Here is a 26227-nt window from a genome sequence, read left to right as displayed (position 1 = left end):
TAATTAAGAATTAGTAAATTTGGCTGGGCGTTTTTCCATAAACGCAGCCATACCTTCCTTCTGATCGTTTGTACCAAAACAGGCATGAAACAGACGGCGCTCAAAATGAATTCCTTCGGACAAGGTCGTTTCGTATGCAGTATTGATACTCTCTTTGACCATCATGGCAGTCAATAAAGGCATATCCGCGATTCCCTTAGCAATTGCTTTCACTTCTTTTAGCAAGTCTGCTTGAGGAAATATTCTGGCAACCAATCCAGAACGCTCAGCTTCTGCAGCATCCATCATGCGCCCTGTTAATGCTAAGTCCATTGCCTTGGCTTTTGATACAGCGCGGGGCAAACGTTGTGTACCACCCGCACCAGGAATGATGCCCAACTTCACCTCGGGTTGTGCAAACTTCGCATTATCAGCAGCCATAATGGTGTCGCACATCATCGCTAACTCGCACCCACCACCTAGAGCATAGCCAGAGACTGCAGCAATGACTGGCTTACGGACTTTTTTAATCTCTTCCCAATTACGGGTAATAAAGTCTTCGCGATAAACGTCTTTCAAACCATACTTCGCCATTGAAGCAATATCTGCACCGGCTGCAAATGCCTTTTCACTACCAGTAATGATCATGCAGCCAATGTTATCGTCAGCGTCAAATGCCAACAACGCAGCACCAAGCTCATCCATCAGTTGATCATTCAACGCATTGAGCACCTCAGGACGATTCAAAGTAATCGTGGCAACTCTACCGTCTACTTCAGTCAAAATTGTTTTGTAGCTCATGAATTTCTTTCAGTAATAAGTACACTATTAACGCGGAAGCAACAACCACATCCTACCGTTTTGTTTCATGCGACCCGCCATCTCTCCAGCAGAATCTCCTGATCCCCAATAGTAGTCTGCTCTGACGCCGCCCACAATCGCTTTACCCGTATCTTGGGCCATTACCAGCTTTTGTAAAGACTGATTGCTCAGCGGTTTAGTGGTTGCAAGAAACACTGGAGCCCCCAAAGGCATTGCTTGGGGATCAACCGCGATACTGCGCTCGCTAGTTAATGACACACCCAGAGCACCAACAGTGCCAAAGGTTTCTTTAAAAAAGACAAAACGGGGATTGGCATTGAGCATTTCATTCACACGCTCAGGATTTCGCTTAGCCCATTGCGAGATACCCTGCATGGTTGCTTCGCTACGAGTGATTTCTTTTCGATCAAGCAACCATTGTGCCGATGATTTAAAGGGCTGTTCATTTGTTCCAGCAAACCCTAGTTGCATAATTTTGCCGTCCTCGAGACGAATTTTTCCCGAGCCCTGAATTTGCATGGAGGCAGCTTCAACTGGGTCTTGTACCCAAGCAATTTCCGAACCCTTTAAAACCCCTGAATTTATTAGCTCTGCACGGGTTGGGCCGGGATTAGGTTTTGATTTGCGCCAAGCACTTGGGTAACTATAAAGAGGGACGGTGTAAGTACTAGTACGAGTTAACGAACCATTAATCACGGGCTCGTAATAGCCGGTGATTAATCCGGTATCACTTCCAGAGCTAGTACGAATTTCATAGGCCTGAAAATTACTTTCAAAATATTTCCGAATCGATTGCGCATCACGACTTGAAACATTACTTGCTTGAGCGCATACCGGACGCCAATTGATTTCACTATTTTTTTTGCGTAGAGCATCGCAACTTTTTAACCATGCAGGCCATGCTTGAGACAAGTCATCTTCTTGCCATCCCGGCAACGCCTGCCAAGATACTGCGCTGAAACTGGCAATGGAAGAGCTGTAGCTCGATGGTGACGCACCCGAGCTACTGGAGCGAAATCCCGCACCGCGAGTAGGGGGAGTAGAACATCCTGCAATCAAGCTCGTGAGCAGAATTGCGAATACACTTAATACAACAAATTTAAATTTAGAAATCATGATCGCCAATTTACTCGATGAATACCCAATGCTACTGTTTGTCTTTGAGGGTGCTCTTGCCTTAGGACTTCTGCTATTTATTGTCCTCTGGACAGGCAAAGGTAAAAAATAGCATTTTTGCGACCCTTTTTAGTGCAGGGTGCGCGGCATTACCAAGGCAAACTCAGGAATGGGGGCCTGAAAAAACTGGGCGTCCTCAGTAACGCAGAAATACTCCCCGCGCATGGTTCCTGCGGGCGTAGGCAGGGTTGCCCAGCTGGTGTACTCAAAATGCTCCCCAGTCCTCAATAGTGGCTGCTGGCCTACCACCCCCAAGCCCCGTACTTCCTGGACATCGTTATCCCCATCAGTAATAAACCAATGGCGGGCAATGAGCTGAATGCTGGCCGTACCGGTATTTCGAATGGTGACGGTATAGGCAAAGGCAAATTGGCGGTTATCGGGGTCAGATTGCTCTGGAAGATACTGGGCTTTGACCGTAATGCTCATTTCGTGGGGATTCATGCTCGAATTCTGCTCCATCCTAAGGCCAACTGCAAGCTAGAATCTAGGGATGGAAAGCCAAAAAACATCCTCAAATAGTCAATTTGTCATTGCTCCGTCGATTTTGTCCGCTGACTTCGCCTGTCTAGGTAAGGAAGTGCAGGACGTTTTAGTGGCGGGCGCTGATTGGATTCACTTTGATGTGATGGATAACCACTACGTACCCAATCTCACTATTGGCCCCTTGGTTTGTGAGGCTATTCGCCCTTACGCAATAAAAGATGGCAAGCCTGCAGTGATTGATGTGCACCTCATGATCGAACCTGTGGATCGCATCGTGCCCGACTTTGCGAAAGCAGGTGCAAACTTAATTAGCTTTCATCCCGAGGCAAGTCCTCATGTCAATCGCACATTGAATCTCATTCGAGACCAGGGTTGTCAAGCAGGTCTTGTATTGAATCCAGCAACTCCGCTAGATCATCTCGATCACACTCTTGAATTAATTGATCTCGTATTACTAATGTCAGTCAATCCAGGATTCGGTGGTCAATCATTTATTCCAAGCACTCTGAATAAAATTGCTCAGGTGCGCGCACGTCTAGATCGTTATCAATCAGAAACTGGTCGACATATTCGTCTTGAAGTGGATGGCGGCATTAAAGTGGACAACATTGCCGAAGTAGCAAAAGCAGGTGCTGATACTTTTGTTGCAGGCTCAGCGATTTATGGCAAAGAAAATTATGCAGATGTAATCACAGCAATGCGTGCTGAATTAGGAAAGTCTGGAAGATCCTAATGCAACGCGAAGAATTTAATGCTTTAGCTAAACAGGGTTTCAATCGCATTCCTCTCATTAAAGAGGTTTTGGCTGATCTTGAAACTCCATTGTCACTTTACGTCAAACTGAGCCAAGCATTCGGCAAGAAAAATACCTACCTATTAGAGTCCGTTTTAGGTGGCGAACGTTTTGGGCGCTTCTCCTTTATTGGTCTGCCTGCCAGGACGATCATCAAAACTGTTGGCACACCTAGTGCACCAATGAATGAAGTCGTGACCGATGGAAAAATCGTTGAGACGAATCATGAGAATCCACTCGATTTTGTTGATACTTATTTCAAACGCTTCAAGGTAGCACTGCAGCCTGACATGCCACGTTTTTGTGGTGGCCTAGCGGGCTACTTTGGCTATGACACTGTCCGTTATATCGAGTCACGATTAGCGCATCATCAACTTCCAGATGAATTAGGTGTGCCCGATATTCAACTTATGTTGACTGAAGAGTTGGCAGTGGTTGATAACGTCGCCGGAAAAATTTACTTCATTGTTTATGCAGACCCCAGCGTTGCAGACAGTTTTGAAAAAGCGCAAGAGCGTTTAAAAGAATTAATGACTTGCCTTGGTAAGCCAGCAAATATGCCAGCATCTTTACCAAGCAGCAAAACAGATCTCATTCGTAAATTTAAGGCCGCAGATTTTGAAACTGCGGTCCTGAAAACCAAAGAATATATTTTGGCTGGCGATTGTATGCAGGTAGTGATTGGTCAACGCATCAGCAAACCATTCACCGATTCTCCTTTAGCGCTCTACAGAGCCTTACGCTCACTCAACCCGTCACCCTATATGTACTTCTATGACTTTGGGGATATGCAAATTGTGGGCTCATCTCCTGAGATTCTGGTTCGCCAAGAAAAACGGGCTGCCGAGAAAATTGTCACAATACGACCGCTGGCAGGCACCCGTCCTCGTGGAGCAAACCCCGAGGAAGATAAACGCTTGGCTAAAGAGCTATTGGCAGACCCTAAGGAAATCGCTGAACACGTCATGCTGATTGATTTGGCACGCAATGACGTAGGTCGGATAGCAAAAACTGGCTCAGTAAAAGTAACTGACTCGATGTCTATTGAGAAGTACTCTCACGTTCAGCACATTGTGAGCTCAGTAGAGGGTGATCTTTTAGACAATATGAGCAATATGGATGTATTGCGAGCTACCTTCCCAGCAGGCACTTTGTCTGGCGCGCCAAAAATTCGGGCAATGGAAATCATCGATGAGATGGAAATTGTGAAGCGCGGTGTGTATGGTGGTGCAGTAGGCTACCTCTCCTTTTCAGGTGACATGGATGTCGCCATTGCTATTCGTACGGGCGTTATTCGCGATGGCATGTTGCACTCTCAGGCCGGCGCAGGCGTTGTCGCTGATTCTGATCCCACTGCCGAATGGAAAGAAACAGAAGCCAAAGCACGCGCAGTACTTACTGCCGCAGATTTAGTACAAGGAGGACTTGATGCTCCTAATGATTGATAACTACGATTCATTTACCTACAACCTCGTTCAATATTTTGCAGAACTCGGTGAAGAGGTAAAAGTATTTCGTAATGATGAAATTGCTGTTGAGGATATTGCTCAGCTTAATCCTGCGCGCATCTGCATCTCACCTGGACCATGTAGCCCAGCTGAAGCTGGAATCTCTGTAGAAACTATTAAACGTTATGCCGGACAGATTCCAATTCTCGGGGTGTGCTTAGGGCACCAGGCAATTGGCGAAGCATTTGGGGGTAAAGTCATTCGCGCCCAAAAAGTGATGCATGGGAAAACCGACAGTATTCACCATACCGGAGTGGGTGTATTTAAAAATCTCCCCGATCCATTTAAGGTCACACGCTATCACTCTCTTGCCATAGAGAAAAGTTCTTTGCCTGCCATGCTAGAGGTAACTGCAACCTCCTCTGATGGTGAAATCATGGGTGTACGGCATCGTGAGCTAGCTGTTGAAGGCGTACAGTTCCACCCAGAATCTATTCTTTCTGAACATGGTCATGCCTTGCTCAAGAATTTTTTACAAAACAAGTAATCCACCTTAATCACAGCGCTATGTCAATCACTCCGCAAGAAGCCCTACAACGCTGCATAGAACATCGCGAATTGTTTCATGATGAGATGACAGCGATGATGCGCCTCATCATGAGCGGAGAGATGCCACCAGAGTTGGTGGCTGGCTTGTTAGTAGCTTTACGCACTAAAAAAGAGACCGTTGGCGAAATCGCAGCTGCCGCACAAGTGATGCGTGAATTTGCAACTTCAGTGCAGGTAGCAGACCGTAGTCATTTAGTAGATGTGGTTGGCACAGGCGGCGATGGCGCACACACATTTAACATCTCTACTGCGGCAATGTTTGTGGCCGCAGGTGCAGGAGCAAAGATTGCTAAACACGGTAATCGTAGTGTGAGCAGCAAATCAGGTAGCGCTGACGTATTGGAAGCGCTTGGCGTGAATCTCGCGCTGCCTGCCGAACAAGTAGCTACATGCATTTCAACGGTAGGCGCAGGATTTATGTTTGCCCCAAACCATCATCCAGCAATGAAAAACGTGGTGCCAATCCGAAAACAGCTTGGTGTACGAACCATTTTTAATATCTTAGGCCCACTTACCAACCCCGCAGATGCCAAACGTATTCTGATGGGTGTATTTCATGCAGACCTCGTGGGTATTCAAGCTCACGTACTGCAAGCCCTAGGAATGGAACATGCACTGGTAGTGTATGGTCGCGATGGTCTAGATGAGATTTCCCTTGAGGGCTCTACCTTAGTGGGAGAACTCAAAGATGGCGTGGTACGTGAATATGAAATTCATCCAAAAGACTTTGGATTAACTACTGCTCCGACCAATAGCTTTAAGGTAGCTAATGCTCAAGAATCTAAACAGATCGTATTAGATGTGATTGACGGCAAGTTGGGCCCTGCAAGCGATATTGTTTGTCTTAATGCTGGCGCAACACTATATGTAGCTGGGGTAGCAAAAGATATTGCTAGTGGTATATCACTAGCTAAAGCTGCCATTGCATCAGGGGCCGCTCGTCAAAAGTTAGATGCCTTTGTTGCGGCAACTCAATCTAAATAAGTCATCATTCATGAGCGATATTCTCGACAAAATTGTTGCAACTAAAAAGATTGAGGTTGCTAACTGCCTTCAAAAAGTATCACTTACTAATCAACGTGAACAGGCAGAGGCGAATAATCAGGATGCACTTCTGAAGCCAAGAGGCTTTATTCAAGCGATTGAACAAAAGATTACTGCCGGCAAGGCTGGAGTCATTACTGAGATTAAAAAAGCAAGTCCAAGTAAAGGCATCTTGCGTGAGAACTTCGCGCCAGCCGAGATTGCGCAGTCTTATGAAAAACATGGTGCCGCCTGTTTATCGGTCTTAACGGATGTAGATTACTTTCAAGGCAGCAATGCTTATCTTCAGCAGGCTCGAGCAGCGTGCAGCATTCCCGTGCTACGCAAAGATTTCACCATAGACCCCTATCAAGTTTATGAAGCTCGTGCGATTGGTGCAGACGCAATTCTGTTAATCGTGGCCTGCCTTGAATTAAATCAAATGAAAGATTTAGAAGCCTGCGCTCATGAGCTGGGTCTAGATGTTCTGGTTGAAGTTCACAATGCCCCAGAGTTAGAGCAAGCCTTAGAGCTTAAGACGCCTTTGCTTGGCATCAACAACCGCAACCTCAAAACTTTTGAGGTCACTCTGCAAACCACACTTTCTCTGCTATCTATGGTTCCAAGTAGCAAAACATTGGTAACAGAGTCTGGGATATTGGGTCGTGCCGATGTTCAGCTCATGCGTGAACACCAAGTAAACGCATTCTTAGTGGGAGAGGCCTTTATGCGTGCCGCCGACCCTGGCGCCGCCCTTAGTGAGCTGTTTTCCTAACTTTTCTCAATAGATCCAAGCAATATTTGATCAAAGAGATCAGCAGCAGTGAACCCAATACATCGCCAATAAACATCACCACAAAGTGATTGATGCTGCCCGTATCCTCCAGAGTCATGGTAGAAAACCACCATTGATGTAAGCCTGCTGAGAGCAAGGAATAGATCAAAATACAAGCAATGAGTTTTGGGAAATTCAGATTACTTAAATCTGACTCCAGCCGAAGATTACTAAATACAAAATATCTGGCTAAGTACGGTGCAAATCCTGAAATCAATCCAATGCCAATGCAAAGCGTTAATTCATGCGGGAAGTCGCCGTAGTAGCTAATTAGGAAAGAGGCGATTGCGATTCCGAGAGCGCCAGGTAATCCAAAAATCAAGGTTAGAAATAAACGTAATCCGGCGGGAAGATAAATCCAATTTACCCCCAAACCAAATACCAAACTATTCGTTAACCAACCATTGAAGTAAAAGAGAAATGTGTACGCCATCGCACTAATCGCGCATCCAATTAACCATTCTGAAGAAACTGTGAAGAATTTAGACATTGCAATCAGTATGGATTATTTTTTAATTGATATGCGTCAATTGCTAAGACTGGCAACTAGGAATACACTCATGTTAGCTCAAAAGCTAATACACAATAATTACTCTCTAAAAATGCCAATTCCAAAAACCTCGTCTTATATTAAGTTTCTCAACCTGATTGATGCTATCGATCGCATTAACCCAGGCAAGAAGCTTGACTGTATTGAGGAAAGCTTGCTCGATAAGATCGTCGCATGCGCTCATACAAAACAGGCAATTTTGGTTGGTGACCTAATTTCACTCGCTGATTTAGGCTCGCAAGCCACATTGCATGGGCGCCTCAAAAATCTGAGCGTAATGGGCTACATCAAAATGGCAGCCAATGCAGATGGTCGTAAAAAAGAAGTACTGCCTACCAAGATGGCGCTAAAACGTTATGAAGAAATTTCTAGGTGTCTAGAAAAGGCTGCTAAAGCTGGCTGATAAGCACTCTAGCCTCTCTTGGCCACATAAGCAAAAAGCCCTTTTCAGGGCTTTTTTATTGGATCAGAATAATTTAGACGTTAAATAAGAAGTTCAATACGTCCCCGTCCTTCACAACATACTCCTTACCTTCAGCGCGCATCTTGCCTGCTTCCTTGGCACCTGATTCACCTTTGAACTGAACAAAGTCATCATAAGAAATAGTTTGAGCTCGAATAAATCCACGCTCAAAGTCGGTGTGAATAACGCCGGCAGCTTGAGGCGCCGTGTCGCCCACATGAATAGTCCAAGCACGAACTTCTTTAACACCAGCGGTAAAGTAAGTCTGCAATCCCAATAATGAATAACCTGCACGGATCACGCGATCCAAGCCAGGCTCTTCCATACCTAGATCAGCCAAGAACTCAATCTTGTCTGCTTCATCTAAGTCTGCAATTTCAGCCTCAATCGCAGCACAAACTGCTACGACTGGAGCATTTTCTTTTGCAGCATGTTGCTTGACAGCCTCAAGGTGTGGATTATTTGAGAAGCCATCTTCTTTTACGTTAGCAACATACATTGCGGGCTTAGCAGTAATTAAACATAAAGGTTTAATCAGTAATTTTTCGTCATCGCTAAGATTTAAGCTGCGAACTGGCGAAGCAGAATCGAGGTGGGCCTGCACTTTAGTGAGCACGGCAACTAAAGCTGCTGCCTCTTTATCGTTACCAGACTTTGCAGCCTTACTAGAGCGATTCAGGGTCTTTTCAACCGTGGCCAAATCAGATAGAGCCAATTCAGTATCAATCACCCCAATATCAGCAATGGGATCGATTTTTCCAGCAACGTGAATGACGTTTGGATCCTCGAAACACCTCACCACATGGGTGATGGCGTCCGTCTCTCGAATATTTGCCAAGAACTGATTGCCAAGACCCTCACCTTTTGAGGCGCCAGCCACTAGACCTGCAATATCGACAAATTCGACTGCTGCCGGCAGGATGCGCTCAGGCTTCACGATCTCAGCCAGTGCGGCCAAACGGGGGTCAGGAACCTCAACAACGCCCACATTAGGCTCGATCGTGCAGAAAGGATAGTTTTCCGCTGCGATTCCAGCCTTGGTAAGCGCATTAAAGAGGGTAGATTTGCCGACGTTAGGCAGGCCGACGATGCCACATTTCAAAGACATAGCGTTATTGTAAAGGGGCTTGTTTCGATATCATCGAGTTATGTCAGAAGTTCAGCCAAATTACCCTTCCAAATCCCCCAATCACTCCGCCCCAATGCGTGCGGCGGATGTTGTCGTGGTCGGCGGAGGCATTGCTGGTAAGGCCTGCGCGCTGGGCTTAGCTCAGCTTGGCCTTCAAACCATTGAAATAGCCCCTGATTTAGGGCAAAACGTCCCTAATCCGCAAGGCGTCCAGTGGGGACAAAGAATCTATGCCTTTTCTCCCGGCACCCAAAAATTACTAGCCCATTTGCAAATTTGGGACGCCATTGATCACAGCCGTCTTCAGCCTGTTCGAGATATGCGAATTTATGGTGATCGAGGCGAAAAAGATGACCAACTTCATCTTTCGGCATTCGAAGCTGGTACACCACAACTTGCTTGGATTGGAGAATCCAATTTAATTGAGCACACACTTGATCAAGCATCCCGCTTTCAGAACAAGTTAGAACGTATCAGTGATGTAGTGGAAAAGATTGATGTAGATGCAGACGGAAGTACTCTGCATTTAAAAAATGGTGACCGTATTCGTGCACAACTAGTCATAGCAGCAGATGGTGCTAACTCACCCATTCGCAATGAGCTTGGTATTGATGTTAGCGAAGAGAGTTATTCGCAAAGTGCGGTAGTTGCCAATTGGACTTGCACCTACCCGCATTTAGAAACAGCATTCCAGTGGTTTTTGCCAGGCGGTGATATTGTGGCCATGCTCCCTTTACCAGGAAAACAAGTTTCCATGGTTTGGTCTACATCCCCTGAGCATGCAACTTATTTATTAAACTTAAATCAAGATCAATGGCGAGATCAATTCAGTACCATTGCGAATGGTGTTATTGCAAAACAACTTGGTGAACTCACACTAAACTCCACACCAGCCGCTTATCCTTTGCGAAAAATTCGAGCCAAACGCTTTATCGGCCCAGAAGCCTCTCCGAAGGTTGTCCTTATCGGTGATGCGGCCCACGTGATGCACCCACTGGCAGGACAAGGCCTCAATTTAGGCTTACGTGATGTTGCTGTATTACTCAATATTTTAGGCAAGAGAGAATCCTTTCGCTTACCAAATGACATCGTATTGCTCCGTCGCTATGAACGACAACGCCAAGGCGATACCAGCGCCCTATTATGGGTTACCGATAAACTCAAGAAATTATTTTCTGCTAGCAGCAATACAGAACGACAACTTCGTAACTGGGGTCTAGGTCTTGTCAACAAAAGTCACTTTATAAAACAGCGCCTCATTGAACGCGCTTTAGGGGAAATTGATTTTGAATAAATTCTTATCTACGTTTGCCATGATTGGTGCTGTGCTATTTTGTACTGCAATAGCTCATGCGCAACCAGAGCAACAAATAAAAACAGAAATTCAGAAGAAACTGGGTACGAACGCCAAAGTAAAAAGTGTTTCACCCGCCCCGGTGTCAGGTTTGTATGAAGTATTGGTTGGCAATGATATTTTTTATACGGATATCTCTGGAAAGTACTTGATTCAAGGCGAAATCATTGAGCTTGCAACTGGCAAAAATATTACAGAGCAAAGACAGGCTGATTTAAATCGAATTAAATGGAGTGACTTAAGTCCTGCCAATGCGATCAAAAATGTTCGCGGAAACGGAAGTCGTCAGCTTGCTGTATTTTCTGATCCCAACTGCGGCTACTGTAAGCGTCTAGAAAAATCACTGCAGCAATTGGATAACGTGACCATCTATACCTATCTAATCCCAATCCTATCTGCGGACTCTGCACAGAAATCAAAACAAATTTGGTGCTCTCCAGATGCGAATAAGGCCTATATGGATTGGATGATTAACGGTATTGCGCCAAGCGGCAAGGGGGAGTGCAGTACACCGCTAGATAAGAATATGGCTTTTGCAAAGACTTATGGAGTTACGGGTACACCAACATTATTCTTTACTGATGGCAGCCGCTTCCCTGGTGCTGTACAAATTACCGATATCGAAAAGAAATTTAACTCACTGAAATAAGCACTATGAATATCGCCGACTTACCTGCAATCCAATATACGGTCTGGCCGGCCGACCTTCATGGTCATCGCTTTCGAGTCAAGTTACATATTGCTAATCCCGATCCCAGCGGTCAGGTGTTGCAAATGCCTACTTGGATTCCGGGAAGCTATTTAATACGTGATTTCAGTAAACATATAGAGTCGATTGAAGCAGTCTCTGCAATTGGCGCGAAGAAAAAAATCACACTAGAACGTATTGATAATGACCATTGGCGCCTACCGCCAGTGAATGGTCCTATTGAGATATTGACAACTGTCTACGCGTTTGATTCCTCAGTGCGCGCAGCCTATTTGGATTCTGAACGCGCATTCTTTAACGCAACTAGTCTTTGTTTGGCAGTCAAAGGGCAAGAGCATTTACCTTGTTCGCTTGCCATTACCGCACCGGAAGCAGCTTTTGCTGATCATTGGACAGTTCAAACTACTTTAAGAGCGGCCAAGACTGATGGGCGTGGATTTGGTTTTTATCTGGCAAGAAATTATGATGATTTACTTGATCATCCTGTTGCGATGGGCGAATTTCAGCTGGTGCATTGGAAATCAAACGGTACGGCTCACCGCATGGCCATTCAAGGATGCAATCATATAGTCGACTCTAAGCGCCTTGCGAATGATCTACATGCAATTTGCAGCAGCACCATTGAGTTATTTGAACCAAAAACTAAACGTGCGCCTTTTGGTGAATACCTGTTTTTAGTGAATGCCGTCTTAAATGGGTATGGCGGTCTTGAGCATCGCAATAGCACTGCATTACTGTGTCGGCGAGATCAAATTCCCCAAGAAAATATTCTCTTTGAAGAATCTTCTTACAGAGAATTTTTAGGTTTATGCAGCCACGAGTATTTCCATGCATGGTTGGTCAAACGTATTCAGCCAAAAGCATTTCAACCTTACGATCTAGCTAAGAGAAATCACACTCGCCTGCTCTGGGTGTTTGAAGGATTCACCAGCTATTACGATGATCTTCAACTGTTGCGCAGTAAGCGGATTAACCTAAAAACTTACCTCAGACTTGTTTCTGATAACTGGAACGGTATCTTGCGTGGCCCCGGGCGTCAAAAGCAAAGTCTAGCTGACAGCTCATTTGATGCTTGGACCAAGTATTACCAGGCAGATGAAAATACTCCGAATGCAGTTGTTAGCTACTATGGCAAGGGGGCATTACTAGCTCTCGGTCTAGATTTACAGATCCGCGCATTTTCCAAGAACAAACAATCTCTAGATGACCTCATGCGCCTCATTTGGCAAAAGCATGGCATCACTCTTGATGGCATTACAGAAAATGGTTTAGATAATTTGCTCTTGGAATTACTGGGTGACGGCTTTAGCAAAACCTGGAACGACATAAAAGCACGTTATGTGTTTGGGGTGGAGGATATTCCAATCCAAAAATGGATTGACTCCAATTTAGTTGCGGTAAAACTTAAACCTCAAACAACACTTGAAAAACTCAAGTTGAAATTTGGCATGCGACATACAGATGCCAATGGTTGGCTTAAGGTTACTCATGTTCTCGATGGCGGTATTGCTCAAGCTGCAGGCTTATCAGCTGGCGACTTACTGGCCAGCGTTGATGGGCAACGCATTACCAGTGCACGCTGGGACAGAGTCTTGGGTAGCCTTGCTGAAAATTCTAATGCTCGCATGACCTTCTATCGCGATGATCTAGAGCATGAGCGTATGGTATCTCTGCAATCAGTTCCGGTGCCTGCGCAATATGAATTGATACCTAAAAAAGATGCTTAGTCGAAATTGAAAGCGCTATTTTCAAAAGACGCTATTCCCAGTGATTGGCGCGCATTATTGGGAGACTATTTCGAGTCGACAGATTGGCAATCACTAGAAAAGAATTTGCAAGCTGAACTAGATCTTGACTCGAGCGTTGTAAGGCCGGAGCCTCACAACTTTTTTAAAGCCCTCGAACTCACGCCAGTAAATTCAGTAAAAGTAGTTATTCTGGGACAAGACCCCTACCACTCACCAGGATTGGCCCAAGGATTGGCATTCTCCATCCCCCCTGAAATTGGCATCAATTCGCGCGCATTTCCGAGCTCGCTACGCAATATCAGCAAAGCACTTGCACTGGAAGGTTACGGCCATTTACCAAATGGGGATCTGCACAGCTGGGCCAAACAAGGAGTACTTCTCCTGAATACCGCTTTGAGCGTGAAATTGGGTGAGGCAGGCAGTCATACAAATTTGGGATGGAGAAGTTTGATTGATTCTTTAATCAGCGCCCTTACCAAGAAAAAACAAAACTTAGTTTGGATGCTTTGGGGTGGTCACGCCCAGTCCAAACTCCCACTGATTGAAAACGGTCAGAAGCAATTGATTTTGCAATCTTCGCATCCATCAGGTCTTGGCGTATATAAGACTAATAAGCCATTTTTAGAGCCTGGCGCCAAAGCAAGTTGCCAACACTTCACTCAGGCCAATCAATGGCTGAAAGATTGCCAGCTCTCGCCCATACAGTGGGTGGAGGGTGTACAAACTGACTTATTTAGCTAGAGCGGTAAATAGGCATCCTGCCGCACAAGAGATAAAAATAGCACTGGCCCACTCCAGAATTTGCCCTGACTGAAAAATACCCCAGTATTGCCCTAAAAATGAGCTAGCAGCGGCTGCCGTAAAGCCGAGGAAGAAGGCTACAAGGATCTTCCATGGCCTAAAGCCGTGAGAGGGTCCGGGATAAAAAATCCAGGCTGATACCCCGGAAATACCCCCAATCACTAGAAAAGCTAAAAACCCCATTGATACCCCCATTAATGCTGCCATCAAATCTATAATCGCCATTATGAAGTTGTTGACACTCGGCATCAATCATCACACAGCGCCGGTCGCCATTCGGGAAAAGGTCGCCTTTGACCCCGAATTTCTTCAAGAAGCGTTGCACGATCTTCGCCAACATTTAGTTGGCGCGAATCATGCTGGGCTGCCCGAAGCCACAATCTTGTCGACTTGCAACCGCACGGAAGTGTATTGCGCTGCTAATGATGACAGTGCCGCAGGTATCTTGCATGAGGCGACTTTTGATTGGTTAGCAAAAACCCAACAACTCGCGCCAAGTAGTCTTGAGCCGCATATTTATTCCTTGCCACAATCCGATGCAGTTCGACATGCATTCAGAGTGGCATGCGGCTTAGACTCGATGGTGATCGGCGAGACTCAAATCTTAGGTCAAATGAAAGATGCGGTTCGCACTGCAAATGACGCTGGCGTTTTAGGAACCTATCTCAACCAACTCTTTCAAAAAACATTTGCAGTCGCCAAAGAGGTACGTGGTTCAACTGAAATCGGCGCTCACTCTATTTCCATGGCTGCAGCATCTGTTCGGCTATCCGAACGCATCTTTGAAAAAATTGCTGATCAGAAAATTTTGTTTATTGGTGCAGGTGAGATGATTACTTTATGCGCAACTCATTTTGTTGCACGTAAGCCAAAAAATGTAGCGATTGCAAATCGCACTATTGAGCGCGGACAAGAATTGGCAGACTCTATTTCTGCACAGGATGTAGAAGCTGAATCATTTAAGCTCTCAGAGCTGCCAGGACGACTCCACGAGTTCGACATTATTGTGTCTAGCACCGCCTCATCACTGCCGATTATTGGTCTTGGCATGGTGGAGAGTGCTCTTAAACAGCGCCGCCACAAGCCAATGGTAATGATTGACTTAGCGGTACCTCGTGACTTTGAGCCAGAGATCTCCCGCTTGGATGACGTTTATCTCTACACAGTCGATGACTTGGGAGTCATGATTCAGACTGGCGCCAACTTACGTCAAGCAGCAGTAAGTCAGGCAGAAGCAATTATCGAAGATCGTGTTGGTAACTTTATGCATTGGATGCAAGGCCGCAATGCTGTCCCACTCATTCAAGATATTCAACAACAAGGTGAACGCTTGCGCCAGCTTGAACTTGAGCGCGCAATGAAACGTTTAATGCGCGGCGACGATCCACAAGAAGTTCTGAATGCGATGGCTCAAGGTCTCACCAATAAATTTTTGCATGGCTCACTCCATGCACTGCAACACTCCAATGGCGCTGAGCGTGACGCCTTGATAAAGTTGTTACCAAAACTATTTGCCTCGCACTCCAAGCCAGAAGAACATTAGATGAAGCCCAGCATGCGGGCTAAGCTAGACCATCTAGATACACGCTTAGCCGAACTCAATTCCTTATTAACTTCCGAAGAAGCAACCAAAGATATGGATGCCTATCGGAAGCTCACGCGCGAACATTCCGATATCGCTACTGTAGTGGAGCAGTTTGGCCTGTATAAGCAAGCGGAGGCAGACGCTCAAGCAGCAGAAGACATGCGCAAAGATCCCGAGATGAAAGACTTTGCCGACGAAGAGCAAAAACAGGCTTTGGCGACCATGGAAGCGCTTGAGGGTACATTACAAAAGCTCCTGCTTCCTAAAGATGAAAATGATGAACGCAATGTCTTTTTAGAAATTCGTGCTGGCACTGGCGGTGATGAAAGCGCATTATTCGCCGGTGATCTTCTGCGCATGTACACCCGCTTTGCTGAACGTCAAGGTTGGAAAGTGGAAGTAGTGAGCGCTGCCGAATCAGATTTAGGTGGATATAAAGAGGTGGTATTACGTCTTGTAGGCCAAGCAGTTTATTCTCGTCTGAAATTTGAGTCTGGTGGCCATCGCGTTCAACGAGTTCCGCAAACTGAAACACAAGGTCGGATCCACACATCTGCTTGCACTATTGCTGTAATGCCAGAGGCAGACGAGCTTGAGGCAGTCAAAATTAATCCTGCAGAATTACGCATTGATACCTTCCGCGCCTCCGGTGCTGGTGGTCAGCACATCAATAAAACAGATTCCGCAGTACGCATTACTCACCTGCCCACTGGCACGGTAGTTGAATGTCAAGATGATCGCAGCCAACATCGCAATCGCGAGCAGGCCATGAAAGTATTAGTCTCACGCATCATGGATGCCCGCGAGCGCGAGAAACACCAATTAGAAGCGCAGACTCGAAAATCTCTGATTGGCTCAGGCGACCGTAGTGATCGCATTCGTACTTATAACTTTCCACAAGGTCGTATCACAGACCATCGCATCAACCTTACTCTTTACAAGATTGATGCGATGATGGATGGGGACATTGATGATCTATGCAATGCTCTTGCCTCAGAGCATCAAGCGGAGTTACTGGCTGCACTAGGTGATAACTAATCTGTGAGTAAAGACTTTAGTCTGCGTACATTATTAAGTGCCACGGCACTTAATCCTGCTGAAGCAAAAATACTGATGGCTTACATTCTTGAGAAGTACTACAAGCTTCCACGCTCCGCCCTGCTATCACAAGATGAACTAGAGCTTAACGAGCAAGCACTAAATGAATGGAAGTCGCTCGAATCCAAGAGACTTCTGGGTGAACCCATTGCGTATCTCATCGGTAAAAGAGGTTTTTACAATATCGAGCTTTACATTGCCCCCGGTGTTTTGATCCCACGGCCTGAAACCGAGTTATTGGTTGAAGTTGGCTTACAGGAAATCAATCGATTGAATGCTCCAGCAAAAATATTGGATTTGGGCACGGGCTCTGGAGCAATCGCCCTTGCAATCGCGCATGAAGCCCCACAAGCAATTGTTACTGCGACAGATCAATCTCATGAGGCTTTAGAAATTGCTAAAGCGAATGCGAAGCAACTAAAGGTTGCTGATCAAGTGCAGTTTTTCCAGGGCAGCTGGTATACGGCTTTACAAGCTGGCACCACCTTTGACGTCATCCTTAGCAATCCTCCATATATAGACTCTCAAGATCCACATTTAAAACAAGGCGACCTCCGTTTCGAGCCTCTCTCGGCGCTTACCGACCATCAAAATGGACTTAGTTGCCTAGAGATGATTATTTCTGAGGCTAAACAGCACCTCAATCCAAACGGTTTGATTGCGGTCGAGCATGGGTTTGACCAATCGGATGCCGTAGTGGCCCTAATGAAGCTAGCTGGGTTAAGTAATATTCAGACCCATTTAGATTTGGCCGGACATTACCGAGTCGCATCTGGCAGAAAATAAGGTGAAATAACCCTTTTTCATATTAAGTCTTAAAATCAACCAAACCCTATTTTTAAACTGTCTTTGCAACAAGACCGCTGCAGTAGAAACTTAGTAGAAAGAATATATGGACACACAAGCACAAATTAAAGAAATCGTTACTAGCCATCCCGTTGTTCTATTCATGAAGGGGACTGCACAGTTTCCCCAGTGCGGCTTTTCTGGGAATGCCGTGAATATCTTGCGTGCCAGCGGAGTTGAAAAGCTACATACAGTGAATGTTTTGGAAGATGCAGGAATTCGTCAAGGTATTAAGGAATATGCAAATTGGCCAACGATTCCTCAGCTTTATATCAACGGTGAATTCATTGGCGGATCTGACATCATGACGGAAATGTTTCAATCCGGTGAACTACAAAAACTCGTTAAAGCCTAATCAATCTTTTTTATTTTGACCTTTGACCTAAGCTCCCTCTTACTATTTGGCCTGCCCCTAGGATTATGTGCAGGCCTTTTAGTTTATGCGCTCAATTTGCGCTCTGCTCTTACTCGTACTGAGCTACAGGCCCAAACAGAGCTTGTATTAAGCCAAAGTCTTCGCGCTGAACGTGATCAAGCACTCCAAAATGCCATCCGACTAGAGGCGGAGTTAGATTCAGAACGCAAGCAAGGCTTAGGAAGAATTGAATCTCTAAATGAAGCTAAAGAAGCACTAACGAATCAGTTTAAAAATTTAGCTAATGAAATATTGGAAGATAAATCCAAGCGTTTTACCGAACAAAACGCAGCTAGCTTAGATGCCCTTCTTAAGCCTTTGCAAACTAAGCTCACCGAATTTAAGGAGCAAGTTAGTAGCTCTTACGGCAATGAAGCTCGCGAACGCCATGCACTCAAAAGTGAAATTGAGCGCCTAGCCAATCTCAATCTACGCATGTCAGATGAGACCCGCTCCCTCACCCAGGCATTAAAAGGCGACTCCAAGGTCCAGGGTAACTGGGGAGAGCTGGTGCTGGAATCTATTTTGGAATCCTCCGGCCTGCGCAAGGGTGAGGAGTATTTAGTACAGGATAGTCATACCCAAACTGATGGTTCACGCCTTCAACCAGACGTTGTTATTAAACTGCCGGAGGGTAGAAGTCTGGTCGTTGATAGCAAAGTATCGATTACTGCTTACGCAAGACATGCCGAAACCACAGATCCCGCAACTGCAGACCAAGAGTTAGCTGCACATATACAATCTCTGCGCCAACATATCCAAGGCCTCTCTGGAAAGAACTACAGCTCTCTTTATGGAGTAGGCTCCGTAGACTTCGTTTTAATGTTCGTGCCGATTGAACCAGCCTTCTTACTTGCGCTCAAGACTGCACCCAATCTATACCAAGAAGCGCTAGCAAAAAATATTGTTTTAGTTTGTCCAAGTACTTTAATGGCAACACTCAGAACGGTTGCCCACCTCTGGCGACAAGATCATCAGAATCGCAATGCACTGGAGATCGCAAAACAGTGCGGCAATCTCTACGATAAGTTTGTTGGGTTTGTGGATGACTTGGAGAAACTTGGCCAGCGCTTAGATCAAGCGCAAACTAGCTATCACGATGCTTTCAACAAGCTAAAAACTGGTAAAGGCAATCTCATCCGATCTGCAGAAAAGGTTCGTGAGCTGGGCGTCAAACCCAGTAAGAACCTGGCCCCACCCTTAATTGAGTCCTCTTCGGACTTTGAATAACATTCAAATAAAAACCCCGCCTAGTTTGCACTAAGCGGGGTTTCTTTTTAAGACTTACTAATAAATCTAAATCTGAAGTAGCGCTAAATTAAGCAGCTTTACGGCTACGTGACGCAGGTGTAGCAGCTTTCTTCACTTGAGCAATTTGACCTTGTACTGTTTCGATTGCTTGATCAGCTGTTTTCTCTGCAGTAGCAAATGCTTCTTTGCTAGCAGCGCGGAACTGCTCAAAACCTTGCAATGCACTACCGTATACAGTCTTGAATGAAGATAAGAACGCATCGGAACCGGCTGGTGCGTTAGCAGCAACAGTGTTGATCCAATCCTGGAAGCCATCTTGTAACTGGTCGATGCTGGCATCAACAACATTTACAAATTCTTTATTGCTATCGCGCAATACTTTGCTTACTTTCTTTTGATAAGCAACGGCTTGATTGCCAGCAGCTTGCAATGCATCAGCAGTGAAGATCTCGGTAACTTGCTTAGGATCTTTAGCTGTCAATACTTGCTGAATGCCGTCTTGTGTATTTACCAATGCATCCTTAGAGGCTGCATAGTTCAATTCAGCTAATTTTTGAGCATTTTCCAAAGCAGCTTCGCTCAAAGAAAATGTAGCTTCGAGGCCCTTGCTGTTAATTTGAGACAATTTTGCGGTGATTTGATCTTGGTTCATGTATTTCTCCAGAAATTAAGTGGTACAACTGTTCATTAAGTGCATTTAAGGAGATTGCAGGTTGCCTTAAATATTGCACTGCACCATAGAACTGTAACCGAACGAAAATGACAAATCAAGAATTATTTGCTGCTATGCAACAAATATATTCAATTAAACTTAAAAACTCATTTAAATCAATAACTTAATGTCTAAAAAAGATTCTCACCCCTATCGAAAAGTGGCGATTGCGGCCTGCTTTGGCACCTTTTTAGAGTGGTATGACTTTCTCACTTTTGCCACTCTTGCCGTGGTTTTTGCCCCGCTCTTCTTCCCCTCCAGCGATCCCAACGCAGCCTTATTGGCCAGCCTAGCGACGTTTGGGGTTGGGATGGTAGTCAGACCCATGGGGGCGGCTCTTTTTGGCTCTATGGGCGATCGTATCGGCCGAAAGCCTGTATTTATGATCACTATCGCATTAATGGGTTTTGCAACCGTTTGCGTTGGGTTTTTGCCAACTTACGCTCAAGCTGGAATTTGGGCGCCAATCCTACTGGTCAGCTTAAGGCTGCTCCAAGGACTCTCAGCAGGCGGTGAAATCGGCGGAAGCGCTGTTTATCTTACAGAGCATGCTGGAAATGATTACAGAGGATTCAAAACCAGCTTTCTACAACTCATGGGTCCACTTGGGATTTTGTTTTCCACCCTGCAAATTACTTTTCTCAGAGGATATCTTTCTCCAGAGGAATTTCAGTCCTGGGGCTGGCGGGTGCCTTTCTGGATCTCCATTCTGCTGCTGCTAATAGCATTCAAAGCTCGCATGGCACTTGAAGAAACGCCCATTTTTTTAGAACTGAGTAAAACCCAACAAAAAAATGAGAGCCCACTACTCAATAATTTCCGCGACCCACATACTCGCAAGCGTATGTTTTTACTTTTCTTCTGCATCTCTGCAGGCGGCGCAGTACTTTTCTTTTGCGTACAAGTCTACACAGCGATTTTTCTAAAGGCCTCGGTAAAACTACCTCCCGAGGTAGTTGACCAGCTCAGTATTTATGCAACGCTTGCATTATTTCCACTGACCATACTTGCGGGCTTGTTATCCGACAAAATTGGCCGTAAACCAGTTGTAGTCAGCGGGCTTTGCTTGGGGGCACTATTTATTTTGCCGGCGTTCTATTTGCTTACGGCTTTGGGGGCGCAATACCTAAATGACCCAAGCAAAGGTCTTAACCTCATCTTTATTGGACTGCTACTAGTTTGCTTATCTCTAGCCCTTGCTCTGGTGGTTGGGCCACAAACAGCAATGCTGGCAGAACTGTTTCCAGCTAAAACCAGAAATAGTGCGGCAACGCTTCCTCATAACTTAGCAGCAGGTTGGATTGGTGGTTTACTGCCGTTAATTGTTACTTGGCTTAATCAAGAATGGGGGAATGCACTTGCTGGGCTCTGGTATCCGACCATTTTTTTGGGGGCTGCTTTTGTCATAGCCTGGCTATATCTTCCCGAAACACGGGACGTAACACTGTCAAATTAGGGCCAATTAAAAGCCTATTCTTATCTGTCCATTTCCCATTGATCCAAAGAAGTTTGGATGATCAAAAAATATCAAAGCATCATCCTCAATTTTATCGGTAACATTTTTAGAAAATAGATATGGCTTACCAATAGGATGGGTGTTGATATCTAGAAGCTTAAAATAAGGGGCGGCCAAAACCGGCAAGATGGAGGCATATCTCTCATTTGAATAAAGGTGTGTGGGCCACCTATCATAAATACCATCAAAGCATTCAGACATAAAGAGCAATCCCCCCGGTATCAAAAGATTACTGATGTACCTCATAAAGGACTTTGGATCTGATACATGCTCAATAACCTCCAAGGAGATAATCGCATCATAAGAAGATGAGGGCTCTAAGAGTATTGAGAGCGAAAGGGGCTTACCAAAATTCATCGCAGCGGTCTTAAAATTAAGCTCTGCACATTGGCTCATTAGCGACTTATCAAAATCAATATATTCAATATTGAAACCACAAGAGGCCAAGACAATAGAATCAACTCCCAAGCCATCCCCCAAGCTTAATATCTTCAAATTAGGCTTAGTTTTTCGCAATTCATCTAGTCTCAAAACAATATATGCCAACATATGTTGTTTTCCAATATTTTCTAAATTAGCAAGTAATTCAGCTGCCAATCCCAGCCCGTTTTTATATAAATGCTCCATATTTTCCGAGTATCCGAACGGGACAACATCGAAATTTTGAATATCTCTCATTACAGCTGACCCTGGCGTCTGGATCTCAGCATTCACCAAAGAGCGAACCTGGGAAGTAGATAGCGGAAAGGGGGACTTATTTGATACGGTAGAAATATTTTCTACAATTTGATCAAATGATATTGGTGGGTTTAACACCCTCTTAAAGCTATCCACATTTAAAAAATCGCTCTCATTTGAATTAGCCTGAAAATCTTGAGTAGCCCTTTCTAGAGCTTGATTAACTATAAGCCTCCTAGATTCGATGTTATTTTTTTCAGCAAGCTCTAGATATTGCTCTCTGGCTTTTGCAGAAAAGTGATCATATTCTTTGACAACGGCTTCAATGACTCTTACACAGCTGTCAATATCATTAACGTCATAAAGAAGTGCAGGCGGCAAAATCTCCTCAGGACCGCCGCACTTAGACGACACTACAGGAATCCCTCTCAATAAAGATTCAGGTATTGTTAAGCCAAAAGGTTCACTTAAAGAACATACTAAGTTTATTTTTTTTCCTGAAATGCTATACGGATCATCTAGATGTGAATGGATAAAAAAATTATCTTCATCTCTTATTATCGCCTGCTGATTTAACTTGTATGAGCCAGAATTCTCCGAGCCAATAATATGCAAATTGACTAATACGCCTCTGAGCCTTAATGCCTTCAAAACAGTAATAGCAAAGTGAGAATTTTTTCTTTTTGACTTCGATCCAATTACCAAAATATGAAATTGGTCCGTACACAAACTACTATCGCAGTTAGTTTTAATGTCTTGATATGGAGTAAATGGGTAAAGAACGCTACATTTTTTATTATCTTTAAATGAGCTTTTGACATACTCAGAAGCACACAGTAAGTGATTTGAGAGTTTTCTTATTACGTCTAAATAAAATTCATCACTACAGCCATGGGGAATTAAATCAGACTCATCAGGCAAAAATTCATGCGCATAAGTGATGCAAGCGATCTTAAGTTCTTGCGCTATTACTGCTCCATGCAACGTAGTTATCGTATTACATATGATTAAATCGTATCGACTTTTTTTCAAACTTCTAATAAGGTCCTCTATTTTTGGATCACAAATCTTTAACAAGGTCTCAAAGGGCGCAGGAAGAGAGGGATCAATTGGTATGACGCCGCACTTAACTCCTGCCTCCCTAAATTTATCAACCGAAACCCCTTTTGAGGATGGGAACATCACGGAAACCTGATGCTTCGGAATTAGAAGTGAAACCAAGTCAAATAAGGCTCTTTCTGCTCCGCCATAGTCAGTGGTATGAGCAAATATTAGAATATTCATTAAAAAAATTAACCCACTAAATTAAAGAAAGTCGGTGTGTGGTAACGCAAGATAATCCATTACTCTTTCCACTTCTGAAGATATTTTTGATAACTTAGCCTCCAAGCATCAGAGGCAAAATTACCACCGCTTTCATGCATCAAAGAAATGGGTATGGTTCCCATAGTCACGCCTTTAGTTTCTGCCTGTCTACAAAAATCCATATCGTAAAAGTGAAAATTAAATTGCTCGTCAAAACGGAGATGATTTTTTATTAACGTTTCACTGTTTGCCGCCAATAAAAGGCCATCCAATAATAAAACCTGCTGAAATGGTGGGCCAAAAACACTTAGGCTTTCAATTGGAAGTGAATTTCCATGGCCCACAATCCCGCTCAGATTTTCTGGTGCATCCCATTCAAATTGGGCATTCTTGAATGCCCAAGCAGGCTGAAATGGCTGCCTGCTTTTATTTCCAGCACAACCAACAATTCCATAATGCTGCAATCCCGCTTGAATAGCATTAACCCAATAAAAGTCTAAGATATGTAAATCGTCATGCGCAAATACAAATACGCATGGATCCTTGCTGAATTTATCTATAGCTTGATTATAAATAGTTGATAAGCCCACTTTATTTTCTGGAAAAACTTGAATATTTAAATAAGGAGCTTGGTAGAGAGTTAGCGATTTACCTGTCGCTGTCTTTGCATAGAACTCGTCTAGACTTAATCGCGTGGCGACGATAAATTGTATTTTAATGGCTTCACCTCTATATTGTCGCTACCGTGTAACGGCTAAGCTATGTAAATATTCTCAGCAGGTAAATTGTCTTGATATCTATCGTACACAATTTGAAAGGCTGCTTCTAGATTTTGCGTAAAAAGCTCAGAGTTAAATAAGGGCGCCTTACCAATACTAGAGCTTAATTTATTTTTAATAGCCTTCATTTTCTCAGGATTGCTAGCCAAAGAAATAGCTAAATCCTCGTAAGATTTTGATGAGTCGGCAACAAGCTCAGGTAGGCCTACTGCTTTCAAGATACTAGAGCACATACGAGCCGAAAAGGATCTTCCAGTAAATGTGATGACCGGCAACCCCATCCATAATGCATCACTTGCGGTCGTGCCAGCGTTATATGGTGAGGTATCCAAATAAAGATCCGCCACCATATAGCGAGAAAGATAGTCTTCTCGAGTAAGTCGCCCTCCAAAAATTAGGCGGTCACTTCTGACTCCCCGTTTTTCAATTTCTTGGGAAAGATTTTTTTTAACACTATTATTCTCAGCATAAAGGTAGAGTACGCTGCCCTCAACCTGGTTCAGAATTCTGGCCCAACTATCAAAAATTCGAGGGGTCAACTTATAGCTGCTATTAAAGCTACAAAAAATAAATCCTTTACTTGGTAGACCAAAATCTTCGCGCGAAATTACCCCTTTAATAACAGATCTTTTGGAATCATTCGCCTGATAGCTAGGGAGATAAATAATCTTTTCTGAGTAAGCATCTTTCATCTCTTCTGGGATTAAAGTGGAATCAGAAACAATGTAGTCCATATATGGGGCGGCCATGGTGCTCAAATATCCTATATAACCAATTTGAATTGGTGCCGCTCTAAATGCAAATATGCTGGGATTAGTTCCCTCAGTTAAACCCCCAAGATCTACTGCTATATCAATTTCTAATTCCCTTGATAACAATGCGACTTCTTTATCACTTTTACCAAATACATCAATAAATTGATCAAAACCCAACTCTAGCCTTTGCCGCATCTCATCTTCTAAACCATCATGACTGATAGAAAATGCAATAACCTCAAACTTATCTCTATTATGTAATTCAATTATCTCTGCCATTAGATAAGCAACAGGATGATTTTTAAAATCAGGTGAAAAGTATCCAATTCGAATTTTTTCTTTCCTTGGTCTGCTCGGAATAGATCCTAAATCCGATCTAACTGGATGAAGCGCCGCCATATATTCAGCCGTTACTTGCTTAACAACGTAAGGATCATCACAAATTGCCAATAAATTAAAAGGGAAAAATCGATCTTTTCTCTGAATATCACCTGCTTGAATATTGCTAAGTAGATCCTCAATTCCCTCCCAGTCACACAATTGCATTTTTAAATTAACGTAAGAACCCAATATTGGATCAATGCTCCCCCCAACAGCCATCGATCTTTCATAAGCCTCCAACGCCTCATCTAAAGAATTCTGCTTTCTGAATGCATTACCCATATTGCTATACGCATCTGCATAATTTGGCTGAAGTGCAATTGCCCTGTTGTAACTCTCTAATGCGGGTTCTAATTGATTCATGTCCATCAATAGGTTTCCCTTATTGTTATGGGCTTCCGCATAATTTGGCTGGAGTGCAATTGCTCTGTTGTAACTCTCTAGAGCGGCTTTGTATTGATTCAGATCTTTTAGGATATTGCCCTTGTTACTGTGGGCTAAATAATTCTTATTATCGATTTTGATCGAACTATCAATCATTTTTAGAGCGTCGGCTAATTCCCTCTTTTGAGCAAGGATTACAGCTAGTAATCGCAATACCTCTGGATGTTTTGGTGCCAACTTGAATACTTGCTTAAGCAGTCGCTCAGCATCATCCAGCTTTCCCTGTTGAAGATAAGTAACTGCTTGCCTTGTTAGCTGGATGAGTTGAGGATTCATCCTGCTATTTTATAACTCTCACAAGAAGAGTGCTTCATGATGTACATAGATGAAAAACTTCTGCATGAAAACTGCCTGCAGGTTTTATTCATCTGCGGCGCTCTTTGTCTGACTCGGGCAGATCACCTACTGATTGTAAATCTGCTACTGCACTAGATGGCGGTGATTTGATCCGAGTTCAGATGTTTTTCAGCGAGTCTAAGAGGTACAACTAGTCAATTAAGCACTCCATTCAAGTGACTGAAAACTTCTCATGCCTTA

Annotated in this window: 26 protein-coding genes; 16 read left to right on the top strand and 10 right to left on the bottom strand. The window is 44.2% G+C overall.

Annotated elements, in window-relative coordinates; translation table 11 throughout:
* Positions 1 to 3: 3 nt before the first annotated feature.
* From ICN23_RS05090 to apaG, 3 genes are all read right to left on the bottom strand, one after another.
* Positions 4 to 780: an enoyl-CoA hydratase gene (locus tag ICN23_RS05090; protein ID WP_216231173.1), complete on the bottom strand. Its 777-nt coding sequence runs from the start codon at positions 778 to 780 to the stop codon at positions 4 to 6.
* Positions 781 to 807: 27 nt separating this feature from the next.
* Positions 808 to 1917 carry a murein transglycosylase A gene (locus ICN23_RS05085; protein WP_216231172.1) on the bottom strand — a complete coding sequence of 370 codons (1110 nt, stop codon included), beginning with the start codon at positions 1915 to 1917 and terminating at the stop codon, positions 808 to 810.
* Between the two features lie 129 nt (positions 1918 to 2046).
* Positions 2047 to 2421 (bottom strand): Co2+/Mg2+ efflux protein ApaG, encoded by a 375-nt coding sequence (gene apaG, locus ICN23_RS05080; RefSeq protein WP_216231171.1) that lies wholly within the window; start codon positions 2419 to 2421, stop codon positions 2047 to 2049.
* A 49-nt stretch (positions 2422 to 2470) separates the two neighbouring features.
* Between apaG and rpe the strand changes: the two genes are divergently transcribed.
* Genes rpe through trpC form a run of 5 tightly spaced genes read left to right on the top strand, consistent with a single transcriptional unit; the run spans position 2471 to position 7111 of the window.
* Positions 2471 to 3196: a ribulose-phosphate 3-epimerase gene (gene rpe / locus ICN23_RS05075; RefSeq protein WP_216231170.1), complete on the top strand. Its 726-nt coding sequence runs from the start codon at positions 2471 to 2473 to the stop codon at positions 3194 to 3196.
* On the top strand, positions 3196 to 4701 hold the full coding sequence (gene trpE, locus ICN23_RS05070) for an anthranilate synthase component I (protein WP_216231169.1): 1506 nt from the start codon (positions 3196 to 3198) through the stop codon (positions 4699 to 4701). The genes rpe and trpE overlap by 1 nt, the downstream gene beginning before the upstream one ends.
* Positions 4685 to 5251: an aminodeoxychorismate/anthranilate synthase component II gene (locus ICN23_RS05065; RefSeq protein WP_216231168.1), complete on the top strand. Its 567-nt coding sequence runs from the start codon at positions 4685 to 4687 to the stop codon at positions 5249 to 5251. Before trpE ends, ICN23_RS05065 begins: the two co-directional genes overlap by 17 nt.
* 20 nt (positions 5252 to 5271) lie before the next feature.
* The gene (gene trpD / locus ICN23_RS05060) at positions 5272 to 6297 is read left to right on the top strand and encodes an anthranilate phosphoribosyltransferase (protein ID WP_216231167.1); all 1026 of its coding nucleotides are present in this window, start codon (positions 5272 to 5274) and stop codon (positions 6295 to 6297) included.
* A gap of 10 nt (positions 6298 to 6307) precedes the next feature.
* A complete protein-coding gene (gene trpC, locus ICN23_RS05055) occupies positions 6308 to 7111 on the top strand; it encodes an indole-3-glycerol phosphate synthase TrpC (protein ID WP_216231166.1) in 804 nt (267 codons plus the stop codon).
* On the opposite strand, the gene ICN23_RS05050 is transcribed toward trpC, so the two are convergent.
* A complete protein-coding gene (locus ICN23_RS05050; RefSeq protein ID WP_255532704.1) occupies positions 7092 to 7661 on the bottom strand; it encodes a hypothetical protein in 570 nt (189 codons plus the stop codon). The genes trpC and ICN23_RS05050 overlap by 20 nt on opposite strands.
* Before the next feature lie 112 nt (positions 7662 to 7773).
* Between ICN23_RS05050 and ICN23_RS05045 the strand changes: the two genes are divergently transcribed.
* The gene (locus tag ICN23_RS05045) at positions 7774 to 8124 is read left to right on the top strand and encodes a hypothetical protein (protein WP_216231165.1); all 351 of its coding nucleotides are present in this window, start codon (positions 7774 to 7776) and stop codon (positions 8122 to 8124) included.
* Between the two features lie 73 nt (positions 8125 to 8197).
* On the opposite strand, the gene ychF is transcribed toward ICN23_RS05045, so the two are convergent.
* The gene (gene ychF / locus ICN23_RS05040; RefSeq protein WP_216231164.1) at positions 8198 to 9292 is read right to left on the bottom strand and encodes a redox-regulated ATPase YchF; all 1095 of its coding nucleotides are present in this window, start codon (positions 9290 to 9292) and stop codon (positions 8198 to 8200) included.
* A 40-nt stretch (positions 9293 to 9332) separates the two neighbouring features.
* Here ychF and ICN23_RS05035 point away from each other — a divergent pair, with 40 nt between their 5' ends.
* Genes ICN23_RS05035 through ICN23_RS05020 form a run of 4 tightly spaced genes read left to right on the top strand, consistent with a single transcriptional unit; the run spans position 9333 to position 13865 of the window.
* Entirely contained in the window at positions 9333 to 10607 is a 1275-nt protein-coding gene (locus ICN23_RS05035) for an FAD-dependent monooxygenase (RefSeq protein WP_216231163.1), read from the top strand.
* Positions 10600 to 11316 carry a DsbC family protein gene (locus ICN23_RS05030; RefSeq protein ID WP_216231162.1) on the top strand — a complete coding sequence of 239 codons (717 nt, stop codon included), beginning with the start codon at positions 10600 to 10602 and terminating at the stop codon, positions 11314 to 11316. The genes ICN23_RS05035 and ICN23_RS05030 overlap by 8 nt, the downstream gene beginning before the upstream one ends.
* A 5-nt stretch (positions 11317 to 11321) precedes the next feature.
* Positions 11322 to 13103 carry a M61 family metallopeptidase gene (locus ICN23_RS05025; protein WP_216231161.1) on the top strand — a complete coding sequence of 594 codons (1782 nt, stop codon included), beginning with the start codon at positions 11322 to 11324 and terminating at the stop codon, positions 13101 to 13103.
* A gap of 6 nt (positions 13104 to 13109) precedes the next feature.
* A complete protein-coding gene (locus ICN23_RS05020) occupies positions 13110 to 13865 on the top strand; it encodes a uracil-DNA glycosylase (protein WP_216231160.1) in 756 nt (251 codons plus the stop codon).
* Here the strand turns inward: ICN23_RS05020 and ICN23_RS05015 are convergent.
* Positions 13854 to 14150, bottom strand: a complete 297-nt coding sequence (locus ICN23_RS05015) for a hypothetical protein (RefSeq protein ID WP_255532703.1) — start codon at positions 14148 to 14150, stop codon at positions 13854 to 13856. The genes ICN23_RS05020 and ICN23_RS05015 overlap by 12 nt on opposite strands.
* 1 nt (position 14151) lies before the next feature.
* Between ICN23_RS05015 and hemA the strand changes: the two genes are divergently transcribed.
* The 5 genes from hemA (at position 14152) to ICN23_RS04990 (ending at position 19099) form a co-directional block, all read left to right on the top strand.
* A complete protein-coding gene (gene hemA / locus ICN23_RS05010; RefSeq protein WP_216231159.1) occupies positions 14152 to 15468 on the top strand; it encodes a glutamyl-tRNA reductase in 1317 nt (438 codons plus the stop codon).
* Positions 15469 to 16548 (top strand): peptide chain release factor 1, encoded by a 1080-nt coding sequence (gene prfA / locus ICN23_RS05005; protein ID WP_216231158.1) that lies wholly within the window; start codon positions 15469 to 15471, stop codon positions 16546 to 16548.
* A 3-nt stretch (positions 16549 to 16551) separates the two neighbouring features.
* Positions 16552 to 17394 carry a peptide chain release factor N(5)-glutamine methyltransferase gene (gene prmC / locus ICN23_RS05000; RefSeq protein ID WP_216231157.1) on the top strand — a complete coding sequence of 281 codons (843 nt, stop codon included), beginning with the start codon at positions 16552 to 16554 and terminating at the stop codon, positions 17392 to 17394.
* A gap of 106 nt (positions 17395 to 17500) precedes the next feature.
* Positions 17501 to 17809, top strand: a complete 309-nt coding sequence (grxD, locus tag ICN23_RS04995) for a Grx4 family monothiol glutaredoxin (protein WP_068320233.1) — start codon at positions 17501 to 17503, stop codon at positions 17807 to 17809.
* 96 nt (positions 17810 to 17905) lie between these two features.
* Positions 17906 to 19099 carry a DNA recombination protein RmuC gene (locus ICN23_RS04990; RefSeq protein ID WP_255532702.1) on the top strand — a complete coding sequence of 398 codons (1194 nt, stop codon included), beginning with the start codon at positions 17906 to 17908 and terminating at the stop codon, positions 19097 to 19099.
* Positions 19100 to 19187: 88 nt separating this feature from the next.
* On the opposite strand, the gene ICN23_RS04985 is transcribed toward ICN23_RS04990, so the two are convergent.
* Positions 19188 to 19772, bottom strand: a complete 585-nt coding sequence (locus tag ICN23_RS04985) for a phasin family protein (RefSeq protein ID WP_216231154.1) — start codon at positions 19770 to 19772, stop codon at positions 19188 to 19190.
* A 187-nt stretch (positions 19773 to 19959) separates the two neighbouring features.
* Between ICN23_RS04985 and ICN23_RS04980 the strand changes: the two genes are divergently transcribed.
* Positions 19960 to 21288, top strand: a complete 1329-nt coding sequence (locus tag ICN23_RS04980) for an MFS transporter (RefSeq protein ID WP_216231153.1) — start codon at positions 19960 to 19962, stop codon at positions 21286 to 21288.
* Positions 21289 to 21294: 6 nt separating this feature from the next.
* Here the strand turns inward: ICN23_RS04980 and ICN23_RS04975 are convergent, their stop codons facing one another.
* The 3 genes from ICN23_RS04975 to ICN23_RS04965 form a co-directional block, all read right to left on the bottom strand.
* Positions 21295 to 23310 carry a glycosyltransferase gene (locus ICN23_RS04975; protein ID WP_216231151.1) on the bottom strand — a complete coding sequence of 672 codons (2016 nt, stop codon included), beginning with the start codon at positions 23308 to 23310 and terminating at the stop codon, positions 21295 to 21297.
* A 59-nt stretch (positions 23311 to 23369) separates the two neighbouring features.
* Positions 23370 to 23921 (bottom strand): glycosyltransferase, encoded by a 552-nt coding sequence (locus ICN23_RS04970; RefSeq protein WP_370624756.1) that lies wholly within the window; start codon positions 23919 to 23921, stop codon positions 23370 to 23372.
* A gap of 164 nt (positions 23922 to 24085) precedes the next feature.
* Complete coding sequence (locus tag ICN23_RS04965; protein ID WP_216231150.1) at positions 24086 to 25966, bottom strand: tetratricopeptide repeat protein; 1881 nt, start codon at positions 25964 to 25966, stop codon at positions 24086 to 24088.
* Positions 25967 to 26227 lie beyond the last annotated feature (261 nt).

It is taken from the genome of Polynucleobacter sp. MWH-Jannik1A5 (assembly GCF_018881795.1).
Taxonomy (GTDB): domain Bacteria; phylum Pseudomonadota; class Gammaproteobacteria; order Burkholderiales; family Burkholderiaceae; genus Polynucleobacter.
The sequence above is the reverse complement of the archived record's forward strand: the minus strand, read 5'-3'. Positions and strand labels throughout refer to the sequence as shown.

Coding starts and splice junctions, on each gene's coding strand:
- ICN23_RS05090 (WP_216231173.1), bottom strand. CDS start 780: ATGAGCTACAAAACAATTTTGACTGAAGTAGACGGTAGAGTTGCCACG.
- ICN23_RS05085 (WP_216231172.1), bottom strand. CDS start 1,917: ATGATTTCTAAATTTAAATTTGTTGTATTAAGTGTATTCGCAATTCTG.
- apaG (WP_216231171.1), bottom strand. CDS start 2,421: ATGAATCCCCACGAAATGAGCATTACGGTCAAAGCCCAGTATCTTCCA.
- rpe (WP_216231170.1), top strand. CDS start 2,471: ATGGAAAGCCAAAAAACATCCTCAAATAGTCAATTTGTCATTGCTCCG.
- trpE (WP_216231169.1), top strand. CDS start 3,196: ATGCAACGCGAAGAATTTAATGCTTTAGCTAAACAGGGTTTCAATCGC.
- ICN23_RS05065 (WP_216231168.1), top strand. CDS start 4,685: ATGCTCCTAATGATTGATAACTACGATTCATTTACCTACAACCTCGTT.
- trpD (WP_216231167.1), top strand. CDS start 5,272: ATGTCAATCACTCCGCAAGAAGCCCTACAACGCTGCATAGAACATCGC.
- trpC (WP_216231166.1), top strand. CDS start 6,308: ATGAGCGATATTCTCGACAAAATTGTTGCAACTAAAAAGATTGAGGTT.
- ICN23_RS05050 (WP_255532704.1), bottom strand. CDS start 7,661: ATGTCTAAATTCTTCACAGTTTCTTCAGAATGGTTAATTGGATGCGCG.
- ICN23_RS05045 (WP_216231165.1), top strand. CDS start 7,774: ATGCCAATTCCAAAAACCTCGTCTTATATTAAGTTTCTCAACCTGATT.
- ychF (WP_216231164.1), bottom strand. CDS start 9,292: ATGTCTTTGAAATGTGGCATCGTCGGCCTGCCTAACGTCGGCAAATCT.
- ICN23_RS05035 (WP_216231163.1), top strand. CDS start 9,333: ATGTCAGAAGTTCAGCCAAATTACCCTTCCAAATCCCCCAATCACTCC.
- ICN23_RS05025 (WP_216231161.1), top strand. CDS start 11,322: ATGAATATCGCCGACTTACCTGCAATCCAATATACGGTCTGGCCGGCC.
- ICN23_RS05015 (WP_255532703.1), bottom strand. CDS start 14,150: ATGGCGATTATAGATTTGATGGCAGCATTAATGGGGGTATCAATGGGG.
- hemA (WP_216231159.1), top strand. CDS start 14,152: ATGAAGTTGTTGACACTCGGCATCAATCATCACACAGCGCCGGTCGCC.
- prfA (WP_216231158.1), top strand. CDS start 15,469: ATGAAGCCCAGCATGCGGGCTAAGCTAGACCATCTAGATACACGCTTA.
- grxD (WP_068320233.1), top strand. CDS start 17,501: ATGGACACACAAGCACAAATTAAAGAAATCGTTACTAGCCATCCCGTT.
- ICN23_RS04985 (WP_216231154.1), bottom strand. CDS start 19,772: ATGAACCAAGATCAAATCACCGCAAAATTGTCTCAAATTAACAGCAAG.
- ICN23_RS04980 (WP_216231153.1), top strand. CDS start 19,960: ATGTCTAAAAAAGATTCTCACCCCTATCGAAAAGTGGCGATTGCGGCC.
- ICN23_RS04975 (WP_216231151.1), bottom strand. CDS start 23,310: ATGAATATTCTAATATTTGCTCATACCACTGACTATGGCGGAGCAGAA.
- ICN23_RS04965 (WP_216231150.1), bottom strand. CDS start 25,966: ATGAATCCTCAACTCATCCAGCTAACAAGGCAAGCAGTTACTTATCTT.